Source organism: Pseudomonas sp. 25 R 14 (genome assembly GCF_900004755.1).
Taxonomy (GTDB): domain Bacteria; phylum Pseudomonadota; class Gammaproteobacteria; order Pseudomonadales; family Pseudomonadaceae; genus Aquipseudomonas; species Aquipseudomonas brenneri.
The window spans coordinates 67,720-91,287 of the sequence record NZ_CVTS01000033.1 but is presented as its reverse complement, the minus strand read 5'-3'; the positions used below and the strand labels follow the sequence as shown (position 1 = coordinate 91,287).

Below are 23,568 nucleotides of genomic sequence, written 5' to 3'. Positions count from 1 at the left end.
ATGTGGGAGCGGGCTTGCTCGCGAATGCGCAGTGTCAGTCGCCATAAATGTTGGCTGGCCTAACGTATTCGCGAGCAAGCCCGCTCCCACACTGGTTTTGCAGTGTTTGAAAGATTGTTCAAATAATCACCAATTGCCTTGCGCCCTTTCTCCCCCTTCTCTACAATTGCGCCCCTTGCCTTCCCGGCGGGCACGCATGTGCCTCCCAGTGGCAAGATTCCTAAGTGTCATTCACTCCTTGTCTGACCGTTTTTGAGCGGCAGGCTACAACCCGTAAGGAGCATTCATGCGTCATTACGAAATCATCTTTTTGGTCCACCCGGATCAAAGCGAGCAAGTCGGCGGCATGGTTGAGCGTTACACCAAGCTGATCGAAGAAGACGGCGGCAAAATCCACCGTCTGGAAGATTGGGGCCGTCGTCAACTGGCCTACGCAATCAACAATGTTCACAAGGCTCACTACGTGATGCTGAACGTTGAGTGCACTGGCAAGGCCCTGGCCGAGCTGGAAGACAACTTCCGCTACAACGATGCAGTGATCCGTAACCTGGTCATCCGTCGCGAAGAAGCCGTTACCGGCCAATCCGAGATGCTCAAGGCTGAAGAAAACCGCAGTGAGCGCCGTGAGCGTCGCGACCGTCCTGAGCACGAAGGCGCTGAAAGCGCTGATAGTGATGACAGCGACAACAGCGATAACGCTGACGAGTAATCCACGGACCTTATTAAGGAGCCTATCAAATGGCACGTTTCTTCCGTCGTCGTAAGTTTTGCCGCTTCACCGCTGAAGAAGTGAAGGAGATCGACTACAAAGATCTCAACACTCTGAAAGCCTACGTATCCGAGACCGGCAAAATTGTTCCAAGCCGTATCACCGGTACCAAAGCTCGTTATCAGCGTCAGCTGGCCACCGCTATCAAGCGCGCCCGCTTCCTGGCCCTGCTGGCCTACACCGACAGCCACGGCCGCTGAGACCGGGCAGTCGACAAGTAGTAAGGGATTGAATGCATGCGCGCCTTAGCTGAGTTCATCATGCGCGGTCGTGTGCAGGCCACTCTGGTAGTGGCTGGATGTGCAGCGTTGCCGTTGTTGTATTGGTTGGGTGCTGCCGCAGGAAGCCTTGTGCTGCTGCGGCGCGGTTTGAAGGACGCCTTGGGCGTCCTTGCCCTGGGGTTGCTGCCGGCCTTGATCTGGTGGCTGCAATTCGACGATCCACGGGTACTTCTGGTACTGCTGGGGTCGTCGAGCCTTGCGTTGGTTCTGCGCGCAAGTGAGTCCTGGGTCCGTACGCTGCTGGTCAGCGTGGCATTGGGAGTGGTGTATTCAGTGGTGCTTGGCGCGGCTTTCCGCCCGCAAATCGAGGCGCTGTCGCAGGATTTGGTAAAAATCCTGCCACTGGCCCTCGGGGATCTCTACCAGCAATTGTCGGTAGATGAGCGAGCGCGCATGGCCACACTGATTGCCCCGGTCCTGACCGGCCTGATAGCGGCACTGTTGCAGATCGTCAGTGTGCTGAGCCTGATTCTTGGGCGCTACTGGCAGGCGTTGTTGTATAACCCGGGTGGTTTTGGTCGCGAGTTTCGCAGTATCAGAATCCCCGCAGGCCCAGCGATGTTGCTGCTGGCGTGCATGCTTGTAGGGCCGAACTTCGGCCCGCAAATGGCCATGTTGACGCCGTTGTGCAGCGTACCGCTGGTGATTGCCGGGCTGGCCCTGATACACGGGCTGGTGGCGCAGAAGCGCCTGGCCAAGTTCTGGCTGGTGGGGTTGTACGTGACGCTGTTGCTGTTTATGCAGCTGATCTATCCGTTACTCGTGGTCTTGGCCATTGTCGACGGCCTGATTGATTTTCGCGGTCGTCTGGCGCCGAAAGACGCCGATAACGCGAACGGTGAAGGTTAAAAGTTAGAGGATTTTCACATGCAACTGATCCTTCTGGAAAAAGTCGCCAACCTGGGCAACCTGGGCGACAAAGTAAACGTTAAGGCCGGCTACGGTCGTAACTACCTGCTGCCATACGGCAAAGCCACCGCTGCAACCGCTGCCAACCTGGCCGCGTTTGAAGAGCGTCGCGCTGAGCTGGAAAAAGCTGCAGCAGACAAGAAAGCTTCGGCTGAAACCCGTGCTGCCCAACTGGCCGAGCTGGAAGTGACTATCACTGCCACCGCTGGCGACGAAGGCAAGCTGTTCGGTTCGATCGGTACTCACGACATCGCTGACGCACTGACCGCCTCCGGCGTTGAAGTGCAGAAGAGCGAAGTTCGTCTGCCGAACGGCACCATCCGCAACGTAGGCGAATTCGACGTAGCCGTGCACCTGCACGCTGAAGTTGAAGCCACCGTACGCGTTGTCGTGGTAGCAGCTTAAGAAGCACCTAACTGACTGGCACCTCGCGTGTCAGCCAGTTAACATCGGGCACGATCCTGTTTACAGGTCGTGCCTTTTGTTTTTTCAGACCCCCTAATTTCAAGTGGCCATGAACGATATCTCCGCTCCTGAGCAATACGATCTGCAAACCGCTGCCCTGAAGGTGCCGCCGCATTCCATCGAGGCCGAACAGGCCGTGCTCGGTGGCTTGATGCTGGACAACAACGCCTGGGAACGTGTGCTCGATCAAGTCTCGGACGGTGACTTCTATCGCCATGACCACCGCCTGATCTTCCGTGCCATTGCCAAGCTGGCCGATCTGAACTCCCCCATCGACGTCGTGACCCTTGCCGAGCAATTGGACAAGGAAGGTCAGACCTCACAGGTGGGCGGTCTCGGCTACCTTGGTGAACTGGCGAAAAACACACCGTCCGTCGCCAACATCAAGGCCTATGCGCAGATCGTCCGTGCACGGGCCACCTTGCGGCAGTTGATTGGCATCGCTACGGAAATCGCCGACAGCGCCTTCAACCCTGAAGGGCGTACGGCAGAAGAGATTCTCGATGAGGCCGAACGGCAGATCTTCCAGATCGCCGAAGCGCGACCGAAGACTGGCGGCCCTGTCAGCGTCAACGACCTGTTGACCAAGGCCATCGACCGAATCGATACCCTGTTCAACACCGACAACGCCATTACCGGCCTGTCCACTGGCTACACCGACCTCGACGGCATGACCAGTGGCCTGCAACCGGCTGACTTGATCATCGTCGCCGGTCGTCCGTCCATGGGTAAGACCACCTTTGCCATGAACCTGGTGGAAAACGCGGTACTGCGCAGCGAGAAAGCCGTACTGGTGTACTCCCTGGAGATGCCAGGTGAATCGCTGATCATGCGGATGCTCTCGTCCCTGGGCCGCATCGACCAGACCAAGGTGCGTGCCGGTCGCCTCGAAGACGACGATTGGCCGCGCCTGACCTCGGCGGTCAACCTGCTCAACGACCGTAAGCTGTTCATCGACGACACCGCTGGCATCAGCCCGTCGGAAATGCGCGCGCGTACTCGGCGCCTGGTCCGTGAACACGGCGACGTCGGCCTGATCATGATCGACTACCTGCAACTGATGCAGATCCCTGGCTCTGGCGGCGACAACCGGACCAACGAGATTTCTGAAATCTCGCGCTCCCTCAAAGCCCTGGCCAAGGAATTCAACTGCCCTGTGGTTGCGCTCTCGCAGCTCAACCGCTCCCTGGAGCAACGCCCGAACAAGCGCCCGATCAACTCTGACTTGCGCGAATCCGGAGCGATCGAGCAGGATGCTGACGTAATTATGTTCGTTTACCGGGATGAGGTTTATCACCCGGAGACCGAGCATAAAGGCATCGCCGAGATCATTATCGGCAAGCAGCGGAACGGCCCGATCGGCACCACGCGCCTGGCGTTTATCGGCAAGTACACGCGTTTCGAAAACCTTGCGCCGGGCAGCTATAACTTCGACGACGAATAAGCCCGCTCCCACATTTCAAATGTATTCACAATTCAGGGCGCTCCACAATTCCGACCATTACCGTCGGAATTGGTCAAAATTTGTGCTATATTCCGCGCCCGCGATTTTTCATCTCAACACCGGTCACCGTCATGCAAACAGCCAAGCCGTTATTTGACTATCCCAAGTACTGGGCCGAATGTTTCGGCCCAGCGCCATTCCTGCCGATGAGCAGGGAGGAGATGGATCAGCTTGGCTGGGATTCATGCGACATCATCATCGTCACCGGTGATGCGTACGTTGACCATCCGTCGTTCGGCATGGCAATCATCGGCCGGCTGCTGGAGTCCCAGGGCTTTCGCGTCGGGATCATTGCCCAGCCCAACTGGCAGTCCAAAGACGACTTCATGAAGCTCGGCGAGCCGAATCTGTTCTTCGGCGTCGCGGCCGGCAACATGGACTCGATGATCAACCGCTACACCGCCGACAAGAAAATCCGTTCCGACGACGCCTACACCCCGGGCGGCATGGCCGGCAAGCGTCCGGACCGCGCCAGCCTGGTGTACAGCCAGCGCTGCAAGGAAGCCTACAAGAACGTGCCGATCGTACTCGGCGGCATCGAGGCTTCCCTGCGCCGCATCGCCCATTACGACTACTGGCAGGACCGGGTGCGCAACTCGATCCTGATCGACGCCACCGCCGATATCCTGCTGTACGGTAACGCCGAGCGGGCGATTGTCGAAGTCGCCCAGCGCCTGTCGTGGGGCCACAAGATCGAAGACATCACCGACGTGCGCGGCACTGCGTTCATTCGCCGTGATACGCCTGAAGGCTGGTACGAGGTGGACTCCACCCGTATCGACCGTCCGGGCAAGATCGACAAGATCATCAACCCGTACGTGAATACCCAGGACACCCAGGCCTGCGCCATCGAGCAGGAAAAGGGACCGGTTGAAGATCCGGAGGAGGCCAAGGTCGTACAGATCCTGGCCAGCCCGCGCATGACCCGTGACAAGACGGTCATTCGTCTACCGTCCGTGGAAAAAGTCCGTGGCGACTCCGTGCTGTATGCCCACGCCAACCGTGTGCTCCACCTGGAAACCAACCCTGGCAACGCCCGCGCCCTGGTGCAGAAGCATGGTGAAGTGGACGTGTGGTTCAACCCGCCGCCCATTCCCATGACCACCGAAGAAATGGACTACGTGTTTGGCATGCCTTACGCGCGTGTCCCGCATCCTGTGTACGGCAAGGAGAAAATCCCGGCCTACGACATGATCCGCTTCTCGGTGAACATCATGCGTGGCTGCTTCGGCGGCTGCACCTTCTGCTCGATCACCGAGCACGAAGGCCGGATCATCCAGAACCGTTCCGAAGAGTCGATCATTCGCGAGATCGAAGAGATCCGTGACAAGGTCCCGGGTTTCACCGGTGTGATTTCCGACCTCGGCGGCCCGACCGCGAACATGTACCGCATCGCCTGCAAGAGCCCGGAAATCGAATCTGCGTGCCGCAAGCCATCCTGCGTGTTCCCGGGCATCTGCCCGAACCTGAACACCGACCACTCCTCCTTGATCCAGCTGTACCGCAGCGCCCGTGCGTTGCCGGGTGTGAAGAAGATTTTGATCGCTTCCGGCCTGCGCTATGACCTGGCTGTCGAGTCGCCGGAGTACGTCAAGGAGCTGGTGACCCACCACGTCGGTGGCTACCTGAAGATCGCCCCGGAACACACCGAGGAAGGTCCGCTCAACCAGATGATGAAGCCGGGCATTGGCAGCTATGACAAGTTCAAGCGCATGTTCGAGAAGTACACCAAGGAAGCGGGCAAGGAACAGTATCTGATCCCGTACTTCATCGCCGCCCACCCGGGCACCACCGATGAAGACATGATGAACCTGGCCCTGTGGCTCAAGGGCAATGGCTTCCGTGCCGACCAGGTGCAGGCGTTCTACCCCTCGCCGATGGCCACCGCCACCGCGATGTACCACTCGGGCAAGAACCCGCTGCGCAAGGTCACCTACAAGAGCGATGCGGTGACCATCGTCAAGAGCGAAGACCAGCGCCGCCTGCACAAGGCCTTCCTGCGCTACCACGACCCGAAGGGCTGGCCGATGCTGCGTGAAGCACTGACCCGCATGGGCCGCGCCGACCTGATCGGGCCGGGCAAGGACCAGTTGATCCCGCTGCACCAGCCGAGCACTGACAGCTACCAGAGCGCCCGTCGCAAGAACTCGACGCCGGTGGGCAGCCATAAGGTCGCCAAGGAAACCACCACCAAGATCCTCACCCAGCACACCGGCCTGCCACCCCGTGGCAGCGACGGTAGCAACCCGTGGGACAAGCGCGAACAGGCCAAGGCCGCAGCTCAGGCGCGTAACAAGCAGGCGGCCAAGGAGCGCGCTGATGCGGCCAAGGGCAAGGGCGGCAAGCCTGCGCGCAAGCCGGTAGTGCCGCGTTGATTGCAGCCTGAAATGCCAAACGCCAGCCTCCGTGCTGGCGTTTTGCTTTCTAGCGGCAGGGAAACCTGTTTGTTAAGGTGGCGCCCGTTAAACCGCCATACCTGTAGGAGCGAGCTTGCTCGCGAAAAACGTCAACAATAACGCGAGCTGCCTGGACAAACGCGGCGCTTGTGAGTTTTTCGCGAGCAAGCTCGCTCCTACAGAAATGAGGCCTCTGCGGCCACTCGAACCCGTCAAGGAAGAACACCCCATGAGCAACCCCCTGCTCAACATCGGCATGGACTCCAACCGCTCCCAGTTCATGGCGCGCCAGCGCATCGAAAGCCAGATCAACCTGCCCCGCCTGTTCGCCGCCATCGACGCCGACCCCGGCATCGTCGGTGCGGGCGTGGTGTATATCGATGCGGACTTCAATGTCGTGACTCTGCGCGAGTTCAAGCCGATCTGCAGCATCAAGCCCAAGCGCATCATTTTACGTGAGGCGCAGAGGTACATTGCGCCGGCGCAGTTTGCCCAGCAGGTGACAAACAACCCGCGTGAGTCTCGGTTGGTGGGGGAAGCGGTCAATACGACCCTGTCTTGTGCGGGTGCAATCCTCGGTTGGATTGTCGTGTTCAGCGGCACAGTCGCCGTGCCTTTCACGGGGGGCGCGAGCCTGGTGGTGACGGGCATCGGCGCGACTGCTGCAGCGGCCAGTACTGCGCAATGTGTAGTCGGGGGCATGAGAACTATCAACGAACTAAATGACCCGGCAGCCAACGACGATATGGATAGCGAAGACTGGTATCGCTATGCAATGCCGGTATTGGACGCCGCTTCACTGCTGGGTGCCGGCGCCTCAACTCTGACGACTCTTCGGCTGCTGCAGGCTCGAAAGGTGACGACTGGCAGAAGTTGGTACGAGTTGTCCAAGGGGTTGACCCGTCAGCAACGCAAGGCGCTCACCAAGGAGTTGCTAAGCCTGAAAGATCCAAGCTTGAGCAATAAGCTCTTGAAACTGCGCCAGCGCTCCGGTGAGTTGAGCAAGCGCTATTCGGCGACCGAGATCAATCACGCTACTGTGACGCAGATCAGAGATTCCCTGGGCGCTGCCATTGGTTTTACCGGGAGCGCCTTATCAGGCAACATTCGAACTGTTGCAGTTGGCCTGTATGAGGAGCTTGAGTGATGGATCGCCAAGGTTCGCTGAAAGCTTTTTTAGCCCAGTATTTTCCAGCGTTTATATGCGCATTTTTCCTTGCCTGCTTCTCTCTCTCTGTCGCAATTTCACTGGCATCAAGTACATTTTTTCGCAGTGACCCAGAGCGGGCGCGCTATTCTTTTCTGGCGGCAGTTTTCTTGGGATTGCTCTTGGCGTTCAGCCATTTCGTCATGATTAGAGGGCGAGAGTGGGGGGCTTGGGCCATCGCAGCCTTCTACGTTGTCTGTTTTCTGGTCGTGCTGCCGACCTATAGCTATCGGCCACATATGGCTGCGTATGTAATAGGGCTGTTGTTTCCGTTGCTGGGGCTGTTGTTGTTCAATAGTCAACGTCATAGGGAAATGCGCCGTCAGCTTCTGGAGATCCGTCGTCTGCGCCAATCCTTGAAATCACAGCGCAAAAAATGATGCCCCCTCACAACCTCAACATTATTCAGAAGGTAGCAACTGCTGTGGCCTGCACTAGGAACGCGAGCAATGAATGAGCTGCCCAGCATTCGTAGTTTTCTGTCGAAGTATTTTCCGGTCTTTATGGGGGCTATATTCGCGTCCATTTTTACTCTGGTGTTTGCGGTCCCGTTGTTTTTCGACAGCTATTTGCCAAGCCTTTCCATGGCAGACAACACCAAGTATTCCTTCCTGGGGGGCATAGCGCTCACTCTGTTCATCGTGCACTGCAACTTTATGATTGCGCGCGGGCGTCCACAATGGGTGTGGCCGCTGGTGGTGCTTTTGGGGCTGTGTTTCCTGGGTGTGTTACCCGCCATCAGTGATCGGCAGCATTCGTTAATCTATGGTTTGAGCCTACTGTTTCCATTGCTGGCGCTACTGCTGCTCAATAGCAAGCTCCATCGCGTAATGCGTCAGAAGTTTTTCGACATTCGTCAATTGCGCAAGGCTGCAATCGCCAGGCAAAAAACACGGTAGGCAAGACCAACTGAGGGGGGCAAACACCTTGGCTCATACCTTCAGATTTTGATGTTTTCGCGAATATTCCAGCCGAACTTGATAGCCCCACCATCCTTGCCGCCATCGGACTTCTGCGGCTGATAGCTGACTTCGATCTTGGCGAAGTTCAGGTTGATCATTTCGCTCAGTACATCCTTGGTGGTGACCGCGTCGCTCTGATAGGACGCGATCATGACTTCTTTCATCGTGATCACCAGATACTCCACAGCGCTGGCCCCGCCGGCCTTGCGCACGGTTAATCTGGCCTCTGGATAATGCTTTCCGGTGGCGCAGGCCATCATCAGGTTGGGCGAGGATTTGTCCACGGTTTTGGTGATGGACAGGTTCTGCATGTTGACCTTGCCCGCGCCACCACCGGTTCCGCTGTGCATGGATCCGGATTGCGACATCCCCCAGCTCCATTCGCTGACGTCGATTTCATCGCGATGCGCCTGGTCCCCGGATTCACCCTTGATGTCCCCCAGTTTCAAAAACATATCCGTTGCCATCGTTGCTCCCTGCCTCAGTATTTGTCGTTAAGGACGCGCACTTTTTCCCATCCTCGGTAAGGCCCGCAAGGCCTTGAGGTACGTTCAGGAAGTGGCTGTCTGAAGAAAGGAAAAAATCCGACATTCTTGAGCGATGCACTGTCTTTACGCTCGGCGCTCTTGTGTACTCAGGAGTAAAAGGATGACTTCCAGTGTATTGAGGGATGGTTTCTCCATCGACCATTCCATGACGCGGCAACGGGTTGAAAGCAGTATCGACCTACGCCGATTGTTTGCGGCCATCGACGCTGATCCCGCTATTGTCGGGGCCGGGGTGGTGTATCTCGATACGCAAATGCGCGTGGTGGTGTTGCGTGAGTTTCAGCCGATTTGCAGCATTGCGCCGAAGAAGGTGATTTTGCGGGAGGCGCCGAGATATGTCGGGCGGGTGGAGTTCGCTCGGCGGCTGGAGAACGAGCCGCGAGAGTCGCAGGTGGCGTTTGAAGCGGTTAATGCGGCGTTGGCGTGTAGTTCGGCGGTGATCAGTTGGTTGGTGATATTGGGGGGCTCGGTGCTGAGTCCTTTTACCTTCGGGGCGACGGGTGTGGTTGCTGTGATTAGTTATACGTCAGTAGTAGCCAGTTCGATCCAGTGCGTGATTGGCGCTCGCCGGACCAGGAATGAAATGACTGACCCTGCCCGTAATGACGCTCTGGATAGCGATCAATGGTATCAGGCCGTAACGACCGGATTGGATGCTGCTTCGTTGTTAGGTGCTGGTAGCACAGCGCTGTCGACGATTCGGTTCGTCAGCATGCTCAAAAAGGCAACGGGGAAAAACACACACCAGGTACTCAAGGGGCTGAGTCGACAGGAGCGGGTAAAGCTCACCAGGGAGTTACTCAGTATCAACCATCCGGAATTGACCCGGAAAATGATCAAGCTGAAACAAATGGCTGGAGAGATGCCAAAGCGCTACACCTCGGCTGAAGTAAGGCGCGGGACCATCATGCAGATGCTTGATGCCCTTGGCGCCGTATCGGGCATTACTGGCAGCATGCGTTCCGGCAACATCCGGACTATTGCGGTCGGACTCTACGAGGAGACATCAGAATGAAGTTTCTCGTGCCACTTCGTCCTTTTTTGGTCCGTAATTTCCCCGTGTTTATTGGCATAATTTTTTCAGGTTTCTTCGGCAGTACTGCTGTTGTCGTGTTGGTGGAAAATTATTATTTACCATCGTTATCAAATGCTGCTGCTGAAAATGCCTGCGTGGTCTTGGCTTTATTTATCACACACTGCAACTTCATGATCGCCTATGGGCGACCGAAGTGGGCCTGGGGCATGTATGGCCTTTTCATCGCCTGTCTATTGGTTGCCTTGCCAGGTTTTCAGTTCTCGCCGCACCCATTCATTTACGCAGAAAGCTTCTTTTGGCCGGTACTTGGGCTGCTGCTGCTGCGCAGTAAACGCCATCGAGAAATGTGTGCAAAAGCCGTAGAGCTTCACCATATGCGCCGGAAAGTATCGGCGGCCATTAGCAAGCGACGTAAACATGAGCGGGCAATAATAAGGAAGTCGAGGTGATTCCCCACCCCATTGGCCGCCAAACCGATACCGCCCCACCCACATTCGCCACAATAGTGTGCAACCCTTGCACCATTACCGCAGCCGTGGCGCCGTTTTGGTGCTGTACTGCACCGGCTCCCTCGATAAAACGCAATGACCGCCGCTCTGGCATAAGTCTTGCGCGCTTTGTTTCCATGCCCTGGCTCGCAGGAGGCCGCCGTGTCGATTCATGTCGCGTTGCACCATGTTACGCATTACCGCTACGACCGCGCTGTGGAGCTTGGCCCGCAGATTGTGCGCCTGCGCCCGGCGGCCCATAGCCGCACGCGGATCCTGTCCTACGCGCTGAAAGTGCTGCCCGAGCAGCATTTCATCAATTGGCAGCAAGACCCCCAGGGCAATTACCTGGCGCGGCTGGTTTTCCCGGAAAAGACCGATGAGCTGCGCATCGAGGTGGATCTGGTCGCCGAGATGGCGGTGTTCAACCCGTTCGATTTCTTCCTTGAGCCCTACGCTGAAAAAATCCCCTTCAGTTACGCTGCCGATGAGCAGCGCGAGCTGGCGCCGTACCTGGAAACCTTGCCGCTGACGCCGAAGTTCGCCGCGTACCTGGCCGGTATCGACCGCACGCCACTGCCAGCCGTGGACTTCCTGGTTGGCCTCAATCAGCGCCTGGCTGCCGATATCGGCTACCTGATCCGCATGGAGCCCGGCGTACAGACCCCGGAGTTCACTCTGGAAAACGCCAGCGGCTCGTGCCGCGATTCGGCCTGGCTGCTGGTGCAGTTGCTGCGCAACCTGGGCTTGGCGGCGCGGTTTGTTTCCGGTTACCTGATTCAGCTCACCGCCGACGTCAAGGCCCTCGACGGCCCCTCGGGCACCGAGGTGGACTTCACCGACCTGCACGCCTGGTGCGAAGTGTATTTGCCGGGCGCGGGCTGGATTGGCCTGGATGCTACGTCCGGGTTGTTCGCTGGTGAAGGGCATATCCCGCTGGCCTGTAGTCCTGATCCATCGTCAGCGGCGCCTATCAGTGGTCTGGTCGAGCCCTGCGAGTGCGAATTTACCCACGAGATGTCAGTGGAGCGTATCTGGGAAGCGCCACGTGTCACCAAGCCCTACACCGAAGAGCAGTGGCTGGCGATCCAGGCGCTGGGGCGGCAGATTGATGGCGACCTGCTCAAGGACGACGTGCGCCTGACCATGGGCGGCGAACCGACATTTGTCTCCATCGACGACCCCGACGGCGCCGAGTGGAACACCGCCGCCCTGGGCCCGGACAAGCGTCGGCTGTCTGCCGAGTTGTTCCAGCGCATGCGCAAGCACTATGCGCCCAAGGGGCTGGTGCATTTCGGCCAGGGCAAGTGGTACCCCGGCGAGCAATTGCCGCGTTGGTCCCTCAACTGCCATTGGCGTCGCGATGGCGTGCCGGTCTGGCACAACAGCGCGTTGATCGCCGATGAACAGCAGGACTACGGCGCCGATGAGGTGATGGCCGGGCGCTTTCTGGCCAGTGTCGCCGAGCGCCTGAAGTTGCCGGCGCGCTTTGTGTTCCCGGCCTACGAAGACAATTTCTACTACCTGTGGCGCGAGGGTGCGCTGGCACAGAATGTCAGTGTCCAAGACCCGCGACTGGACGACGAACTGGAGCGTGCGCGACTGCGCAAGGTGTTTACCCAGGGCCTGGATAAAGTCATTGGCCAGGTTTTACCGCTGGCGCGCACGGCGGCCAATGATCGCTGGCAAAGCGGCCGCTGGTACCTGCGCGACAACCATTGCCGGCTGGTGCCTGGGGATTCGCCGCTGGGCTATCGTTTGCCATTGGCCTCGCAGCCGTGGGTGACGGCGGCCGACTACCCCTTCGTGCATCCGACCGATCCCAATCAGGATCTGCCGCCATTGCCTGTCACGGCGCCGGCCCCTGGCGAGCCTGCTCCCAGTGAAGAGCGGGTGCCCAGGATCGACGAGTCGGCTGACTGGCTGACGCGTACCGCCTTGTGTGCCGAGGCGCGGGAAGGTCGGCTCTATCTGTTTATGCCGCCCCTGGAGCGGGTCCAGGATTACCTGGAGCTGGTGGCGGTCATCGAGGCCTGCGCCGAAGAACTGCATTGCCCGGTGCTGCTGGAAGGCTACGAGCCGCCAAGCGATCCGCGCCTGAGCAACTTCCGCGTCACGCCCGACCCCGGCGTAATCGAAGTCAATGTGCAGCCGTCCGCGACCTGGGATGAATTGGTGGAGCGCACCGAGTTCCTCTATGAAGAGGCCCGGCAAACCCGCCTGACTACCGAAAAATTCATGATCGACGGGCGTCACACCGGCACCGGTGGCGGTAACCACTTTGTGCTCGGCGGCGCCACGCCCAAGGACTCACCGTTCCTGCGTCGCCCGGACCTGTTGCGCAGTTTGATCAGCTATTGGCACAACCATCCGTCCTTGTCGTACCTGTTTTCCGGCCTGTTTATCGGCCCGACCTCCCAGGCGCCACGGGTGGATGAGGCGCGCAACGATGCGCTGTATGAACTGGAAATCGCCTTCGCGCAGATGCCCGAGCCTGGGGAGGAATGCCCACCTTGGTTGGTGGACCGGCTGTTGCGCAACCTGCTGATTGACGTCACCGGCAACACCCATCGCGCCGAGTTTTGCATCGACAAGCTCTACTCCCCCGACGGCGCCACCGGGCGCCTGGGCCTGCTGGAACTGCGTGCCTTTGAAATGCCGCCCCACGCGCGCATGAGCCTGACCCAGCAGTTGCTGCTGCGGGCACTGGTGGCGCGTTTTTGGCGCGAGCCCTACGCGCCGCCGAAACTGGCGCGCTGGGGCACGGAACTGCACGACCGTTTCCTGCTGCCGCACTTTATCGAGCAGGACTTTGCCGACGTTATCGTCGACCTCAACGCGGCCGGCTACCCGCTGCGCGCCGAGTGGTTCGCCGCGCACCTGGAGTTCCGCTTTCCCAAGGTCGGCGACTATGCCGTCAGCGGTATCGAACTGGAACTGCGCCAGGCCCTGGAGCCCTGGCATGTGCTGGGCGAGGAGGGCGCGGCGGGCGGGACGGTGCGTTATGTGGACTCATCCCTTGAGCGTTTGCAGGTGAAACTCAGCGGCTTGCCGCCGCAGCGCTATGTGCTGACCTGCAACGGCGTGGCCGTGCCGCTGCATGCCACCGGGCGTGTGGGTGAGTTTGTCGCCGGCGTGCGCTATCGCGCCTGGCAACCGGCCAATTGCTTGCAGCCGACCATCCCGGTGCATGCGCCGCTGGTGTTTGATCTGCTCGATACCTGGATGCAGCGTTCCCTGGGCGGCTGCCAATACCATGTGGCCCATCCGGGCGGGCGCAATTACGACAGCCTGCCGGTCAATGCCAATGAAGCCGAGAGCCGGCGCATGGCGCGGTTTTTCCGCTTGGGGCATAGCCCCGGGACGCTGCCAGTACCGCCGGTGGTCGTGAACGACGAGTTGCCAATGACCCTGGATCTGCGGCGGTTTCCCCATAAAAATGACTAAATACAATCCTACTGTAGGAGCCGGCAAGCCAGCTCCTACAGTAGATTTGCAGTGTTTGTGAGTTAATCTGAGCCCCCTTGCCTCTGCCGAGCGTTCCATGTCCGACTTGCTCGACCGTTACCCGCTGACTGCGGGCACTTATCACGAACTGCTGGACGACAGCGGTGCCGTCCGTACCCATTGGCGGCGCTTGCTTGACCATCTGCAGCGCAGCACCCCGGCACAACTGGCCCAGCGCCAGGCGTTGCTGACCCGCCAGATCCAGGAAAACGGCGTGACCTACAACGTCTACGCCGACCCCAAGGGCGCGGACCGCCCCTGGGAGCTGGACTTGCTGCCGCACGTATTGGCGGCGGATGAGTGGGCGCATTTGTCCGCGGGCATCGCCCAGCGCGCACGGTTGCTCAACGCCGTGCTGGCCGACCTGTACGGCCCGCAACGTCTGATTGCCGAAGGTTTGCTGCCAGCAGAGCTGGTGTTCGGGCATAACAATTACCTGTGGCCGTGCCAGGGCATCCAGCCGCCCGATGGCGTGTTCCTGCACCTGTATGCGGTGGACCTGGCGCGCACCCCGGACGGTCGCTGGTGGGTCACGGCGGATCGCACCCAGGCGCCGTCCGGCGCCGGCTACGCCCTGGAAAACCGGACCATCGTGTCCCGTGCGTTCCCGGACCTGTATCGCGACTTGCAAGTGCAGCACCTCACCGGCTTTTTCCGCACCCTGCAGGAAACCCTGGCCCGCCAGGCGCCGGGCGATGACCAGCCGCCGCTGATCGTGCTGCTGACCCCGGGACGGTTCAACGAAAGCTATTTCGAACACCTGTACCTGGCCCGCCAGCTCGGTTACCCACTGGTAGAAGGCGGCGACCTGACGGTGCGCGACAGTACGGTGTACCTCAAGACCCTCAGCGGCCTGCGCCGTGTACACGCGATCATGCGGCGGCTGGACGATGATTTTTGCGACCCGCTGGAGCTGCGCACCGACTCGGCCCTGGGCGTGCCCGGCCTGTTGGATGCGGTGCGCCAGGGCAATGTACTGGTGGCCAACGCCTTGGGCGCCGGCGTGCTGGAGTCTCCCGGCTTGCTGGGTTTTTTGCCGAAGATCAATCAGTTTCTGTTTGGCGAAGAACTGATCCTGCCGTCCATCGCCACCTGGTGGTGCGGCGAGGCGCCGGTGCTGGCTGAAGCCCTGGAAAAGCTCCCGGAGCTGCTGATCAAGCCGGCGTTTCCCTCGCAAAGTTTTGCTCCGGTGTTTGGTCGCGACCTGAACCAGGAACAACGCCAGGCTCTGGCTGAACGAATACAGGCGCGCCCCTATGCCTACGTCGCGCAAGAGTTGGCGCAACTGTCCCAGGCGCCGGTCTGGCACACGGTGGACGATCATCTACAGCATCGCGCCATCGGCATGCGCGTGTACGCGGTGGCCAGCGAAGACGGCTACCGGGTGTTGCCGGGCGGCCTGACCCGTGTGGCGGCGCAGGCGGACGCAGAAGTGGTGTCGATGCAACGTGGTGGGGCAAGCAAGGACACCTGGGTCCTGGGCGAGCGCGCCCCAGGTGGCGAACAATGGCGGGCGCAGCGAGTGATTGGCGCTCACGACCTGGTGCGCCGCGACCCGTACCTGCCCTCGCGGGTGGTGGAAAACCTGTTCTGGTTCGGCCGTTACTGTGAGCGCTGTGATGACAGTGCACGCTGGCTGCGGATCGTCCTCGCCCGCTATGTCGACGGTGACGATCCGCTGGCCTTGCAGGCCGCCGTGGAGCTTGGAGAAAGCCTGCGCCTGCTGCCGGAGGAGGGTGAGTTGCCAGAGCGGCTGCTGGAAGCCCTGCTCGGTGATGACTGGCCGTCGAGCCTGCGTGCCAATTTGCAGCGTTTGCAGTGGGCGGCGTCCCAGGTGCGCGGCAAGTTGTCCCGGGAGAACTGGCAGGCTCTGGTGGAGTTGCAGCGCGAGGCCATGGAGCTGGAAAGCGAGACCCCGGACTTTGGCCAGTTACTGGACTTCCTCAACCGTCTGGTGATGTCCCTGGCGGCCTTGTCCGGTTTTGCCCTGGACGACATGACCCGCGACGAAGGCTGGCGTTTCTTGATGATGGGCCGGCGTATCGAGCGCCTGCAATTTCTCAGCAGCAGCCTCGCGGCCTTCCTGCGCGGCGTGGCGGTGTTCGATCAGGCCGGGCTGGAGTGGTTGCTGGAGCTGGGCAACAGCAGCATCACCTACCGCTCGCGCTACCTGGCGGTGCCGCAATTGATTCCGGTGCTGGACCTGTTGCTACTGGATGAACAGAACCCCCACGCAGTGCTGTTCCAGCTCAAACTGGTGAGCCGCACCCTGCGCCGGCTCAACGATGACTTCGGTGTGCCGCGGGAGACCGGCCTGGCGCCGCTGGTGGAGCGCCTGTCGCGCTTTGACCTGGGTTGCCTGGAGAACCCGCTGTTTGGCGACGCCGGCGTACGTGCGGCCCTCGATGGCCTGGCGGACCTGTTGCAGGCCGTCGCCGATGAAAGCGGGCAAGTTTCCGATCGCCTGGCCTTGCGCCATTTTGCCCATGTGGATGATGTCAGCCAGCAAACGGTGTCTGTGTGATGAGTGCGCGCTACCAGATTTTCCACGATACCCATTACCACTACGACAGCCCGGTGTCCCTGGCCCAGCAGCTGGCGCACTTGTGGCCGCGCCCCTGTGCCTGGCAGCGCTGCACTTCGCGGCAATTGGAGATCAGCCCCGAACCGACTGCGCGCCGCGATGAGCTGGACGTGTTTGGCAACCCGATCACCCGGCTGGCGTTCGAGCGGCCCCATGATGAATTGTTGGTCAATGCCGGCTTGACCGTCGAAGTGCTGGCCCGGCCGGTGCTGGATTTCAGCCAGTCACCGCCCTGGGACCAGACTCGCGACAGCCTGACCTACAGCAGCCAGCCGTTGTCGGCAGAGGCCATCGAGGCGTGCCGTTATCGTTTTGAATCGCCCTACGTGCATCTGAAGAAAACCTTCGTCGAGTTCTCCGAGAGTTGTTTTCCTGCCGGTCGTCCGCTGTTGTTGGGCGTGCAGGCGTTGATGGAGAAGATTTTCAGCGAGTTCACCTTCGATGCCGAAGCCACCCAGGTCGCCACGCCGCTGGTGGAGGTGCTGGAGCGCCGACGGGGGGTTTGCCAGGACTTTGCCCATCTGATGCTCGCTTGCCTGCGCTCACGGGGCCTGGCGGCGCGTTACATCAGTGGCTACCTGCTGACCCAGCCGCCGCCTGGCCAGCCACGGCTGATCGGCGCCGATGCGTCGCACGCGTGGGTGTCGGTATTTTGCCCGGTGTCAGGTTGGGTGGATTTTGATCCGACCAACAACGTGCAGCCGGCACTGGAGCACATCACCCTGGCCTGGGGCCGGGATTTTTCCGATGTCTCGCCGTTGCGGGGGGTGATTCTGGGGGGAGGGAACCATGACCCGGAAGTGCGGGTAACGGTGATGCCATTAATGTAGGAGCGAGCTTGCTCGCGAAAAACGCAAGGGCACCGCATAAAGCCAGGATGTCCGCGTTATCGTTGTAACGCTTCGCGAGCAAGCTCGCTCCTACAGGTGTTATTCAGCCGGGTCTTTCGCGGTCTCGGTGTCATCAGCAGCCACTTCACCTTCGGCATCCGGGTTCAGTGCGCCAGCTTCTTCGTCAGCTGCAGCTTTCTTGCGTTGCAGCTTTTCCTCTTTCTTCTGTTCCTTGGCCAAGTCTCTCTGACGTTTGGCGAAGGAGTAATTAGGTTTTGCCATGGGCGATCCTCTGGGGTCGAAGGTGAGGTTGAGCGGCGGCTATTCTGCCTTTAAACGCGCCCCAAGGGGTAATCGGGTTTCAGAATCGCCTCTCAAGATTAAACGTTAGTCGACATTAACCGTTTCGTAAGTACCACTGGCGCCACAGGCGTAAGTGGCAAGCAGGCTGCGCAACAGGCTATTGAGGTGCATGGCTCGGACTCCAAAAGGGGGTGATGGACCGATCTTAGGCGGCGTGCGGCACTTTGGCTGGTTGATTCTGTCGATCAGTCTGATAGCCTAAAGTTGTATACAATTTGTTGATTCAGATCATTGGAACATCTGCCTGCCTCAGGCACCCTTGTCGCATATGCGTTTTCTAAACCCTGCCTTGGAGATTCACATGTTTGCCAAAATCGTTGCTGTTTCCCTGCTGACTCTGGCTAGCGGCCAGTTGCTTGCTGCAGAGTGCAAGGTCACCGTCGACTCCACCGACCAGATGTCCTTCAACACCAAAGCCATTGAAATCGACAAGAGCTGCAAGACGTTCACCGTTGATCTGAAACACTCCGGCAACCTGCCGAAGAACGTCATGGGTCACAACTGGGTGTTGACCACTGAGGCTGATATGCAGCCGGTTGCAACCGATGGCATGGCCGCCGGTATCGACAAGAACTACTTGAAAGAAGGCGATACCCGCATCATCGCCCATACCAAGATCATCGGCGCTGGCGAGACTGACTCGGTGACCTTCGACGTGTCCAAGCTCAAGGCTGATGGCAAATACATGTTCTTCTGCTCGTTCCCAGGCCACATCTCGATGATGAAAGGCACTGTGACCCTGAAGTAAGGCTCAAGACCGCGTTATCGTTCATCGCAGGCAAGCCAGCTCCTACATTTTGATGTGTGAATACATTCAAATGTGGGAGCGGGCTTGCCCGCGATAGCGGTCTGACAATCAATACACAACCACCCGGCCTACCTCACGGCGCAAACGGCATCACCCGCTTGTGTTCAGTCTTGCGATAGGTATCGCAGATAATCCTGAACGCCTCTTCACGCACCGGCTCACCGTGCAGGAACGCATCGATCTCGGTATAGGTCACGCCATGGGACGCTTCATCCGGCTTGCCCGGTGACAGGTCTTCCAGGTCGGCGGTCGGGATCTTCTCCACCAGCGACTCAGGCGCACCAAAGTGCCGGGCAATCGCGCGTACCTGGTTTTTCACCAGGCCGCTCAACGGTGCCAGGTCGCAGGCGCCGTCCCCGAACTTGGTGAAAAAGCCCATCACGGCTTCCGCCGCATGGTCGGTACCGATCACCAGGCCGCTCGCCGCGCCGGCGATGGTGTATTGCGCGACCATGCGCATCCGCGCCTTGGTATTGCCCAGCACAAAGTCACGGGACACCGCCGCCTTGCCTTCGAAGGCCGCCACTTCATTGGCCAGGGCCTTGACCGCCGGGCCGATATTGACGGTGTGGCGCTCGTCCGGGTTGATAAAGTCGACGCTGGCCTGGGCATCGTGTTCGTCGAACTGGGTCTCGTAAGGCAGGCGCACCGCGATAAAGCGGTAAGCGTCATCGCCTTTGAGGGCGCGCAGCTCTTTCATTGCCCGTTGGGCCAGGAGGCCGGCGGTCAGGGAGTCGACGCCGCCGCTGATGCCCAGCACGAGGGTCTTGAGCCCCGAATTGAGCAGACAGTCCTGGATAAAGGTAATCCGCCGGGCCACTTCCGCTGCAAGGGCGGCGTGGTCCTGGAACGGTGGTTGAACCTTGAGCTGTTGGGCAATCTCACGCTGTACGGCTTGCATGATTCACTCCTCGCTAGAGATGGCAGGTACTTTGAAAACGTGGCGCAAATAGGCGACGAAGTTCGGATCCGTGCAATGGGTCTTGCCCGCTTCATCGGAGATCTTCGCCACGGGCTGGCCATTGCAGGCGGTCATTTTAAGCACGATGCTCATCGGTTCCACACCTGGAATGTCACAGGTCAGGTTGGTACCGATGCCAAAGCTGACATTGATCCGCCCGCGCAGCGCCCGGAAAATCTCCAGGGCCTTGGGCAGCGTCAGACTGTCGGAGAACACCAGGGTCTTGCTCATCGGCTCGATGCCCAGCTTGTGGTAATGGGCGATGGCCTTTTCGGCCCACTGCACCGGATCGCCAGAGTCGTGGCGCAGGCCGTCGAACAGCTTGGCGAAGTACAGATCGAAATCGCTGAGGAAGGCATCGGTGGTGATGCAATCGGTCAGGGCGATACCCAGCAGGCCACGGTACTCGCGGACCCAGCAATCGAGGGCGGCGATCTGGCTGTCGATCAGCCGCGGGCCCAGTTGCTGGTGGGCCATGATCCATTCGTGGGCCATGGTGCCCAGCGGCTTCATGTCCAGCTCGCGGGCCAGATGTACGTTGCTGGTACCGACGAAACGGCCGGGGAAGTCGTGCTTGAGCACATTCACCACTTCCTCTTGCACGCGGTAGGAGAAGCGCCGCCGGGTGCCGAAGTCCGCGACCTGCAATTCGGCCAGCTCATCGCTGCTGGCGTTGGCGCTCAGCCAGTCGAACTTGCGATACAGCTGTTCGCGCGCCTGCTCCAGGATGATGGTCTGGTAGCGATAGCGGTTGCGCACTTCGCTGACGATGGCCAGCAGTGGCACTTCAAACAGGATCACATGCAGCCACGGGCCGCGCAGGCGGATAAACAGCTCGCCGTTCTCGATGCCGGTCTGCACATAGCGCAGGTTGAAGCGAAACAGACCGAGGAAGCGCAGGAAGTCCGGCTTCATGAAGCTGATACGTTCCAAAAAGCCCAGTTGATCCGGGCTCAGGCTCAACTCGGCCAGGCGCTCGATCTGGTAGCGGATTTCTGCCAGATAAGGGCGCAGGTCTTCGCTGTTACGGCAACGGAATTCCCATTCAACTTCCACATTGGGGTAGTTGTGCAGCACCGCCTGCATCATGGTCAGCTTGTAGAAGTCGGTGTCGAGCAGGTTCTGCACGATGCGATCGGCAAACACACTCTCGCTCATAACGGGAATCTCCAAACAAGAATGGCGCTAGTGGCGCATAGACCTGTGTTGTTTTGCCAGAGGTTTTTTTGTTGTGGCCTCTGGCGCTATCGCTGGCAAGCCAGCTCCTGCGGGGGAATCAATCAACCTGCTCCATCATCCACTTCACAAAGTCCCGCACCTTGGGCACCTCCGCCGAATGCTCCGGGTACGCCAGGTAGTACGCATCCTGGCTGGGCATTGCATGCTGCCAGGGGATCACCAACTTGCCATCCGCCAGCTCTTCTTCCACCAAAAACCGTGGCAACAGCGCCACGCCACAACCCACCTGGGCCGCGCGGATACACATATAGAAGGTATCAAAGCGCGGCCCATGGTAGCTGTGCTCGGTCTGGTAACCGAGGCTGGCGAACCAGTCGTGCCAGCCCTGGGGGCGCGAGGCATTTTGCAGCAGCACCAGGTTGCTCAGTTGCGTGGGGTCAGTGAAAGGCTGGGTGGGCAGGCTCTCTGGGGCGCACACCGGCACCAGTTCCTCACTGAACAGCTTGAGGCTCTCGGTGCCCGGCCGCGAGCCTGCGCCGAAGTAGAAGGCCAGGTCAGCCTTGCCTTGCAGCAGTTCATCCGGCGTCTGCTCGTTGCACAGGTCCAGGTGGATCTGCGGGTGGCGCAGGCGCCAGCCCTTGAGCCGTGGGACCAGCCAGCGCGCGCCGAAGGTGTAGGGCGTGGACACCCGCAGTACTTCGGTCTCGCCGCCGTAGGAGCGCAGGTAGTGGGTCGACATTTCCACCTGGCTGAGGATCTTGCGCACTTCCACCAGATACAGGTCGCCCGCAGGGGTCATCTGCAAGCGGCGGCGCACCCGGCGAAACAGCAGGTGCTGCAGCAACTCTTCCAACTGCGCGACCTGTTTGCTGACGGCGCTCTGCGTGAGGTTCAGCTCCTCGGCGGCGCGGGTGAAACTCAGGTGGCGGGTCACGGCCTCGAAGCACTGCAGGGCGGTGATCGAGGGCAAATGTCTTTTATTGAGCACGGCCTGCCTCTTTTTTGTTTTGGCATGAATAAACGGAATGATATCTCGCCTAATCGTCGTTTGTTGGTAAGTCCCGGGCCGGCTACAAATAAGGCCTGGATCGCCGTGTTGGCCGCGGCGCAATTTTTGTGTGGATTGAAGGAGTGACCCATGGTTGCCGCATTGCTTGATCGTCTCGGCGTAGACCCAGCGTTGTACCAGGCCGGTAAACAGCCTGTGCATTCACCCATCGATGGCAGCCGCATCGCCAGTGTGCACTGGGAAGGGGCCGCCGAGGTCGAGCAGCAGGTCAGTCGCGCCGAGCATGCATTCGACGCCTGGCGCAAGGTGCCGGCACCCCGTCGCGGTGAGCTGGTGCGCCAGTTCGGCGACTTGCTGCGTGAGTACAAGACCGACCTGGGCGAACTGGTGTCCTGGGAAGCCGGCAAGATCACCCAGGAAGGCCTGGGTGAAGTGCAGGAAATGATCGACATCTGCGACTTCGCCGTGGGCCTGTCGCGCCAGTTGTACGGCTTGACCATCGCCTCCGAGCGCCCGGGCCACCATATGCGTGAGACCTGGCACCCGCTGGGCGTGGTTGGCGTGATCAGCGCCTTCAACTTCCCGGTCGCGGTGTGGGCGTGGAACACCGCGCTGGCGCTGGTGTGCGGCAACGCGGTGATCTGGAAACCCTCGGAAAAGACCCCGCTCACCGCCCTGGCCTGCCAGGCCTTGTTCGAGCGGGTAGCGAAGAACTTCAGCGACGCGCCACCGTACCTCAGCCAGGTGGTCATTGGCGGTCGCGATGCCGGCGCGGCCCTGGTGGACGACCCGCGCGTAGCGCTGATCAGCGCCACCGGCAGCACGCGCATGGGCCGTGAAGTGGCGCCCAAGGTCGCCGCGCGGTTTGCCCGCAGCATTCTTGAACTGGGCGGCAACAACGCGATGATCCTCGGCCCAAGCGCCGACCTGGACATGGCCGTGCGCGCCATCCTGTTCAGCGCGGTGGGTACCGCTGGTCAGCGTTGCACCAGCCTGCGTCGGTTGATCGCCCATGAATCGGTCAAGGAGGAGATCGTCACGCGTCTCAAGGCGGCGTATTCCAAGGTGCGCATCGGCCATCCGCTGGAAGGCAACCTGGTCGGCCCGCTGATCGACAAGCACAGCTTCGACAACATGCAGGACGCCCTGGAACAGGCCTTGAGCGAAGGTGGTCGGGTGTTCGGTGGCAAGCGCCAGTTGGAAGATAAGTTCCCCCATGGCTACTACGTCTCGCCAGCGATTGTGGAGATGCCCGAGCAGAGCGATGTGGTACGCAGCGAAACGTTCGCGCCGATCCTCTACGTGATCGGCTACCGCGATTTTGCCCAAGCCCTGCGCCTGAACAACGAAGTGCCCCAGGGGCTGTCGTCATGCATCTTCACCACTGATGTGCGCGAAGCCGAGCAATTCATGTCGGCGGTAGGCAGCGACTGCGGGATCGCCAACGTCAATATCGGCCCGAGCGGTGCAGAGATCGGTGGCGCGTTTGGTGGCGAGAAAGAAACCGGTGGCGGGCGTGAATCGGGCTCGGATGCGTGGCGCGGGTACATGCGCCGCCAGACCAATACCGTGAACTATTCGCTGGAGTTGCCGCTAGCGCAGGGCATTACCTTCGACTGAGCCTCCAGCCCAAATGCGGTCAATGTGGGAGCTGGCTTGCCTGCGATGGCGATGGCGAATCCAATACCGCTATCGCAGGCAAGCCAGCTCCCACAGTTGATCGGGTTTGCCGTTCAACAATTGTTTGTTAGGTCTCATCCCG

At 60.0% G+C, this 23,568-nt stretch carries 21 protein-coding genes; 16 read left to right on the top strand and 5 right to left on the bottom strand.

The window, feature by feature from the left end; all coding sequences use genetic code 11:
• Window positions 1-286: 286 nt before the first annotated feature.
• The 9 genes from rpsF (at window position 287) to BFQ03_RS08660 (ending at window position 8,430) form a co-directional block, all read left to right on the top strand.
• Window positions 287-709 carry a 30S ribosomal protein S6 gene (gene rpsF / locus BFQ03_RS08700; protein WP_003217491.1) on the top strand — a complete coding sequence of 141 codons (423 nt, stop codon included), beginning with the start codon at window positions 287-289 and terminating at the stop codon, window positions 707-709.
• A 29-nt stretch (window positions 710-738) separates the two neighbouring features.
• Window positions 739-969: a 30S ribosomal protein S18 gene (gene rpsR, locus BFQ03_RS08695; protein ID WP_003171373.1), complete on the top strand. Its 231-nt coding sequence runs from the start codon at window positions 739-741 to the stop codon at window positions 967-969.
• Window positions 970-1,005: 36 nt separating this feature from the next.
• The gene (locus BFQ03_RS08690; RefSeq protein WP_032862038.1) at window positions 1,006-1,899 is read left to right on the top strand and encodes a YybS family protein; all 894 of its coding nucleotides are present in this window, start codon (window positions 1,006-1,008) and stop codon (window positions 1,897-1,899) included.
• 18 nt (window positions 1,900-1,917) lie between these two features.
• Complete coding sequence (gene rplI, locus BFQ03_RS08685) at window positions 1,918-2,364, top strand: 50S ribosomal protein L9 (protein ID WP_003171376.1); 447 nt, start codon at window positions 1,918-1,920, stop codon at window positions 2,362-2,364.
• A gap of 109 nt (window positions 2,365-2,473) precedes the next feature.
• Complete coding sequence (dnaB, locus tag BFQ03_RS08680; RefSeq protein WP_032862036.1) at window positions 2,474-3,868, top strand: replicative DNA helicase; 1,395 nt, start codon at window positions 2,474-2,476, stop codon at window positions 3,866-3,868.
• Between the two features lie 131 nt (window positions 3,869-3,999).
• Entirely contained in the window at window positions 4,000-6,303 is a 2,304-nt protein-coding gene (locus tag BFQ03_RS08675; protein WP_032862035.1) for a YgiQ family radical SAM protein, read from the top strand.
• Window positions 6,304-6,553: 250 nt separating this feature from the next.
• Window positions 6,554-7,471 carry an Ssp4 family T6SS effector gene (locus BFQ03_RS08670; RefSeq protein WP_032862033.1) on the top strand — a complete coding sequence of 306 codons (918 nt, stop codon included), beginning with the start codon at window positions 6,554-6,556 and terminating at the stop codon, window positions 7,469-7,471.
• Window positions 7,471-7,911, top strand: coding sequence for a hypothetical protein (locus BFQ03_RS08665; protein WP_032862032.1), 441 nt, complete (start codon window positions 7,471-7,473; stop codon window positions 7,909-7,911). The genes BFQ03_RS08670 and BFQ03_RS08665 overlap by 1 nt, the downstream gene beginning before the upstream one ends.
• Window positions 7,912-7,980: 69 nt before the next feature.
• The gene (locus BFQ03_RS08660; protein ID WP_032862030.1) at window positions 7,981-8,430 is read left to right on the top strand and encodes a hypothetical protein; all 450 of its coding nucleotides are present in this window, start codon (window positions 7,981-7,983) and stop codon (window positions 8,428-8,430) included.
• A 41-nt stretch (window positions 8,431-8,471) separates the two neighbouring features.
• On the opposite strand, the gene BFQ03_RS08655 is transcribed toward BFQ03_RS08660, so the two are convergent.
• The gene (locus tag BFQ03_RS08655; protein ID WP_032862028.1) at window positions 8,472-8,960 is read right to left on the bottom strand and encodes an Hcp family type VI secretion system effector; all 489 of its coding nucleotides are present in this window, start codon (window positions 8,958-8,960) and stop codon (window positions 8,472-8,474) included.
• Window positions 8,961-9,141: 181 nt separating this feature from the next.
• Here BFQ03_RS08655 and BFQ03_RS08650 point away from each other — a divergent pair, with 181 nt between their 5' ends.
• The 5 genes from BFQ03_RS08650 to BFQ03_RS08630 all read left to right on the top strand — a co-directional run bounded on the left by BFQ03_RS08650 (window position 9,142) and on the right by BFQ03_RS08630 (window position 17,486).
• A complete protein-coding gene (locus tag BFQ03_RS08650; RefSeq protein ID WP_065942875.1) occupies window positions 9,142-10,056 on the top strand; it encodes an Ssp4 family T6SS effector in 915 nt (304 codons plus the stop codon).
• Window positions 10,053-10,526 carry a hypothetical protein gene (locus tag BFQ03_RS08645; RefSeq protein WP_065942874.1) on the top strand — a complete coding sequence of 158 codons (474 nt, stop codon included), beginning with the start codon at window positions 10,053-10,055 and terminating at the stop codon, window positions 10,524-10,526. Before BFQ03_RS08650 ends, BFQ03_RS08645 begins: the two co-directional genes overlap by 4 nt.
• Window positions 10,527-10,727: 201 nt before the next feature.
• Complete coding sequence (locus BFQ03_RS08640; protein ID WP_065942873.1) at window positions 10,728-14,012, top strand: transglutaminase family protein; 3,285 nt, start codon at window positions 10,728-10,730, stop codon at window positions 14,010-14,012.
• Between the two features lie 97 nt (window positions 14,013-14,109).
• Window positions 14,110-16,596: a circularly permuted type 2 ATP-grasp protein gene (locus BFQ03_RS08635; protein WP_065942872.1), complete on the top strand. Its 2,487-nt coding sequence runs from the start codon at window positions 14,110-14,112 to the stop codon at window positions 16,594-16,596.
• Window positions 16,596-17,486 (top strand): transglutaminase family protein, encoded by an 891-nt coding sequence (locus BFQ03_RS08630; RefSeq protein ID WP_032862025.1) that lies wholly within the window; start codon window positions 16,596-16,598, stop codon window positions 17,484-17,486. Before BFQ03_RS08635 ends, BFQ03_RS08630 begins: the two co-directional genes overlap by 1 nt.
• Before the next feature lie 99 nt (window positions 17,487-17,585).
• On the opposite strand, the gene BFQ03_RS08625 is transcribed toward BFQ03_RS08630, so the two are convergent.
• The gene (locus tag BFQ03_RS08625) at window positions 17,586-17,768 is read right to left on the bottom strand and encodes a hypothetical protein (protein WP_032862024.1); all 183 of its coding nucleotides are present in this window, start codon (window positions 17,766-17,768) and stop codon (window positions 17,586-17,588) included.
• Window positions 17,769-18,150: 382 nt separating this feature from the next.
• Between BFQ03_RS08625 and azu the strand changes: the two genes are divergently transcribed.
• Window positions 18,151-18,597 (top strand): azurin, encoded by a 447-nt coding sequence (gene azu / locus BFQ03_RS08620; protein WP_032862023.1) that lies wholly within the window; start codon window positions 18,151-18,153, stop codon window positions 18,595-18,597.
• A 133-nt stretch (window positions 18,598-18,730) separates the two neighbouring features.
• Here the strand turns inward: azu and nadE are convergent, their stop codons facing one another.
• From nadE to BFQ03_RS08605, 3 genes are all read right to left on the bottom strand, one after another.
• Entirely contained in the window at window positions 18,731-19,558 is an 828-nt protein-coding gene (gene nadE / locus BFQ03_RS08615) for an ammonia-dependent NAD(+) synthetase (RefSeq protein WP_032862022.1), read from the bottom strand.
• Between the two features lie 3 nt (window positions 19,559-19,561).
• Window positions 19,562-20,776 (bottom strand): nicotinate phosphoribosyltransferase, encoded by a 1,215-nt coding sequence (gene pncB / locus BFQ03_RS08610; RefSeq protein ID WP_029300515.1) that lies wholly within the window; start codon window positions 20,774-20,776, stop codon window positions 19,562-19,564.
• Window positions 20,777-20,894: 118 nt separating this feature from the next.
• The gene (locus BFQ03_RS08605; RefSeq protein ID WP_032862020.1) at window positions 20,895-21,785 is read right to left on the bottom strand and encodes a LysR family transcriptional regulator; all 891 of its coding nucleotides are present in this window, start codon (window positions 21,783-21,785) and stop codon (window positions 20,895-20,897) included.
• 150 nt (window positions 21,786-21,935) lie between these two features.
• Here BFQ03_RS08605 and BFQ03_RS08600 point away from each other — a divergent pair, with 150 nt between their 5' ends.
• Window positions 21,936-23,426: an L-piperidine-6-carboxylate dehydrogenase gene (locus BFQ03_RS08600; RefSeq protein ID WP_032862018.1), complete on the top strand. Its 1,491-nt coding sequence runs from the start codon at window positions 21,936-21,938 to the stop codon at window positions 23,424-23,426.
• Window positions 23,427-23,568: the final 142 nt, after the last annotated feature.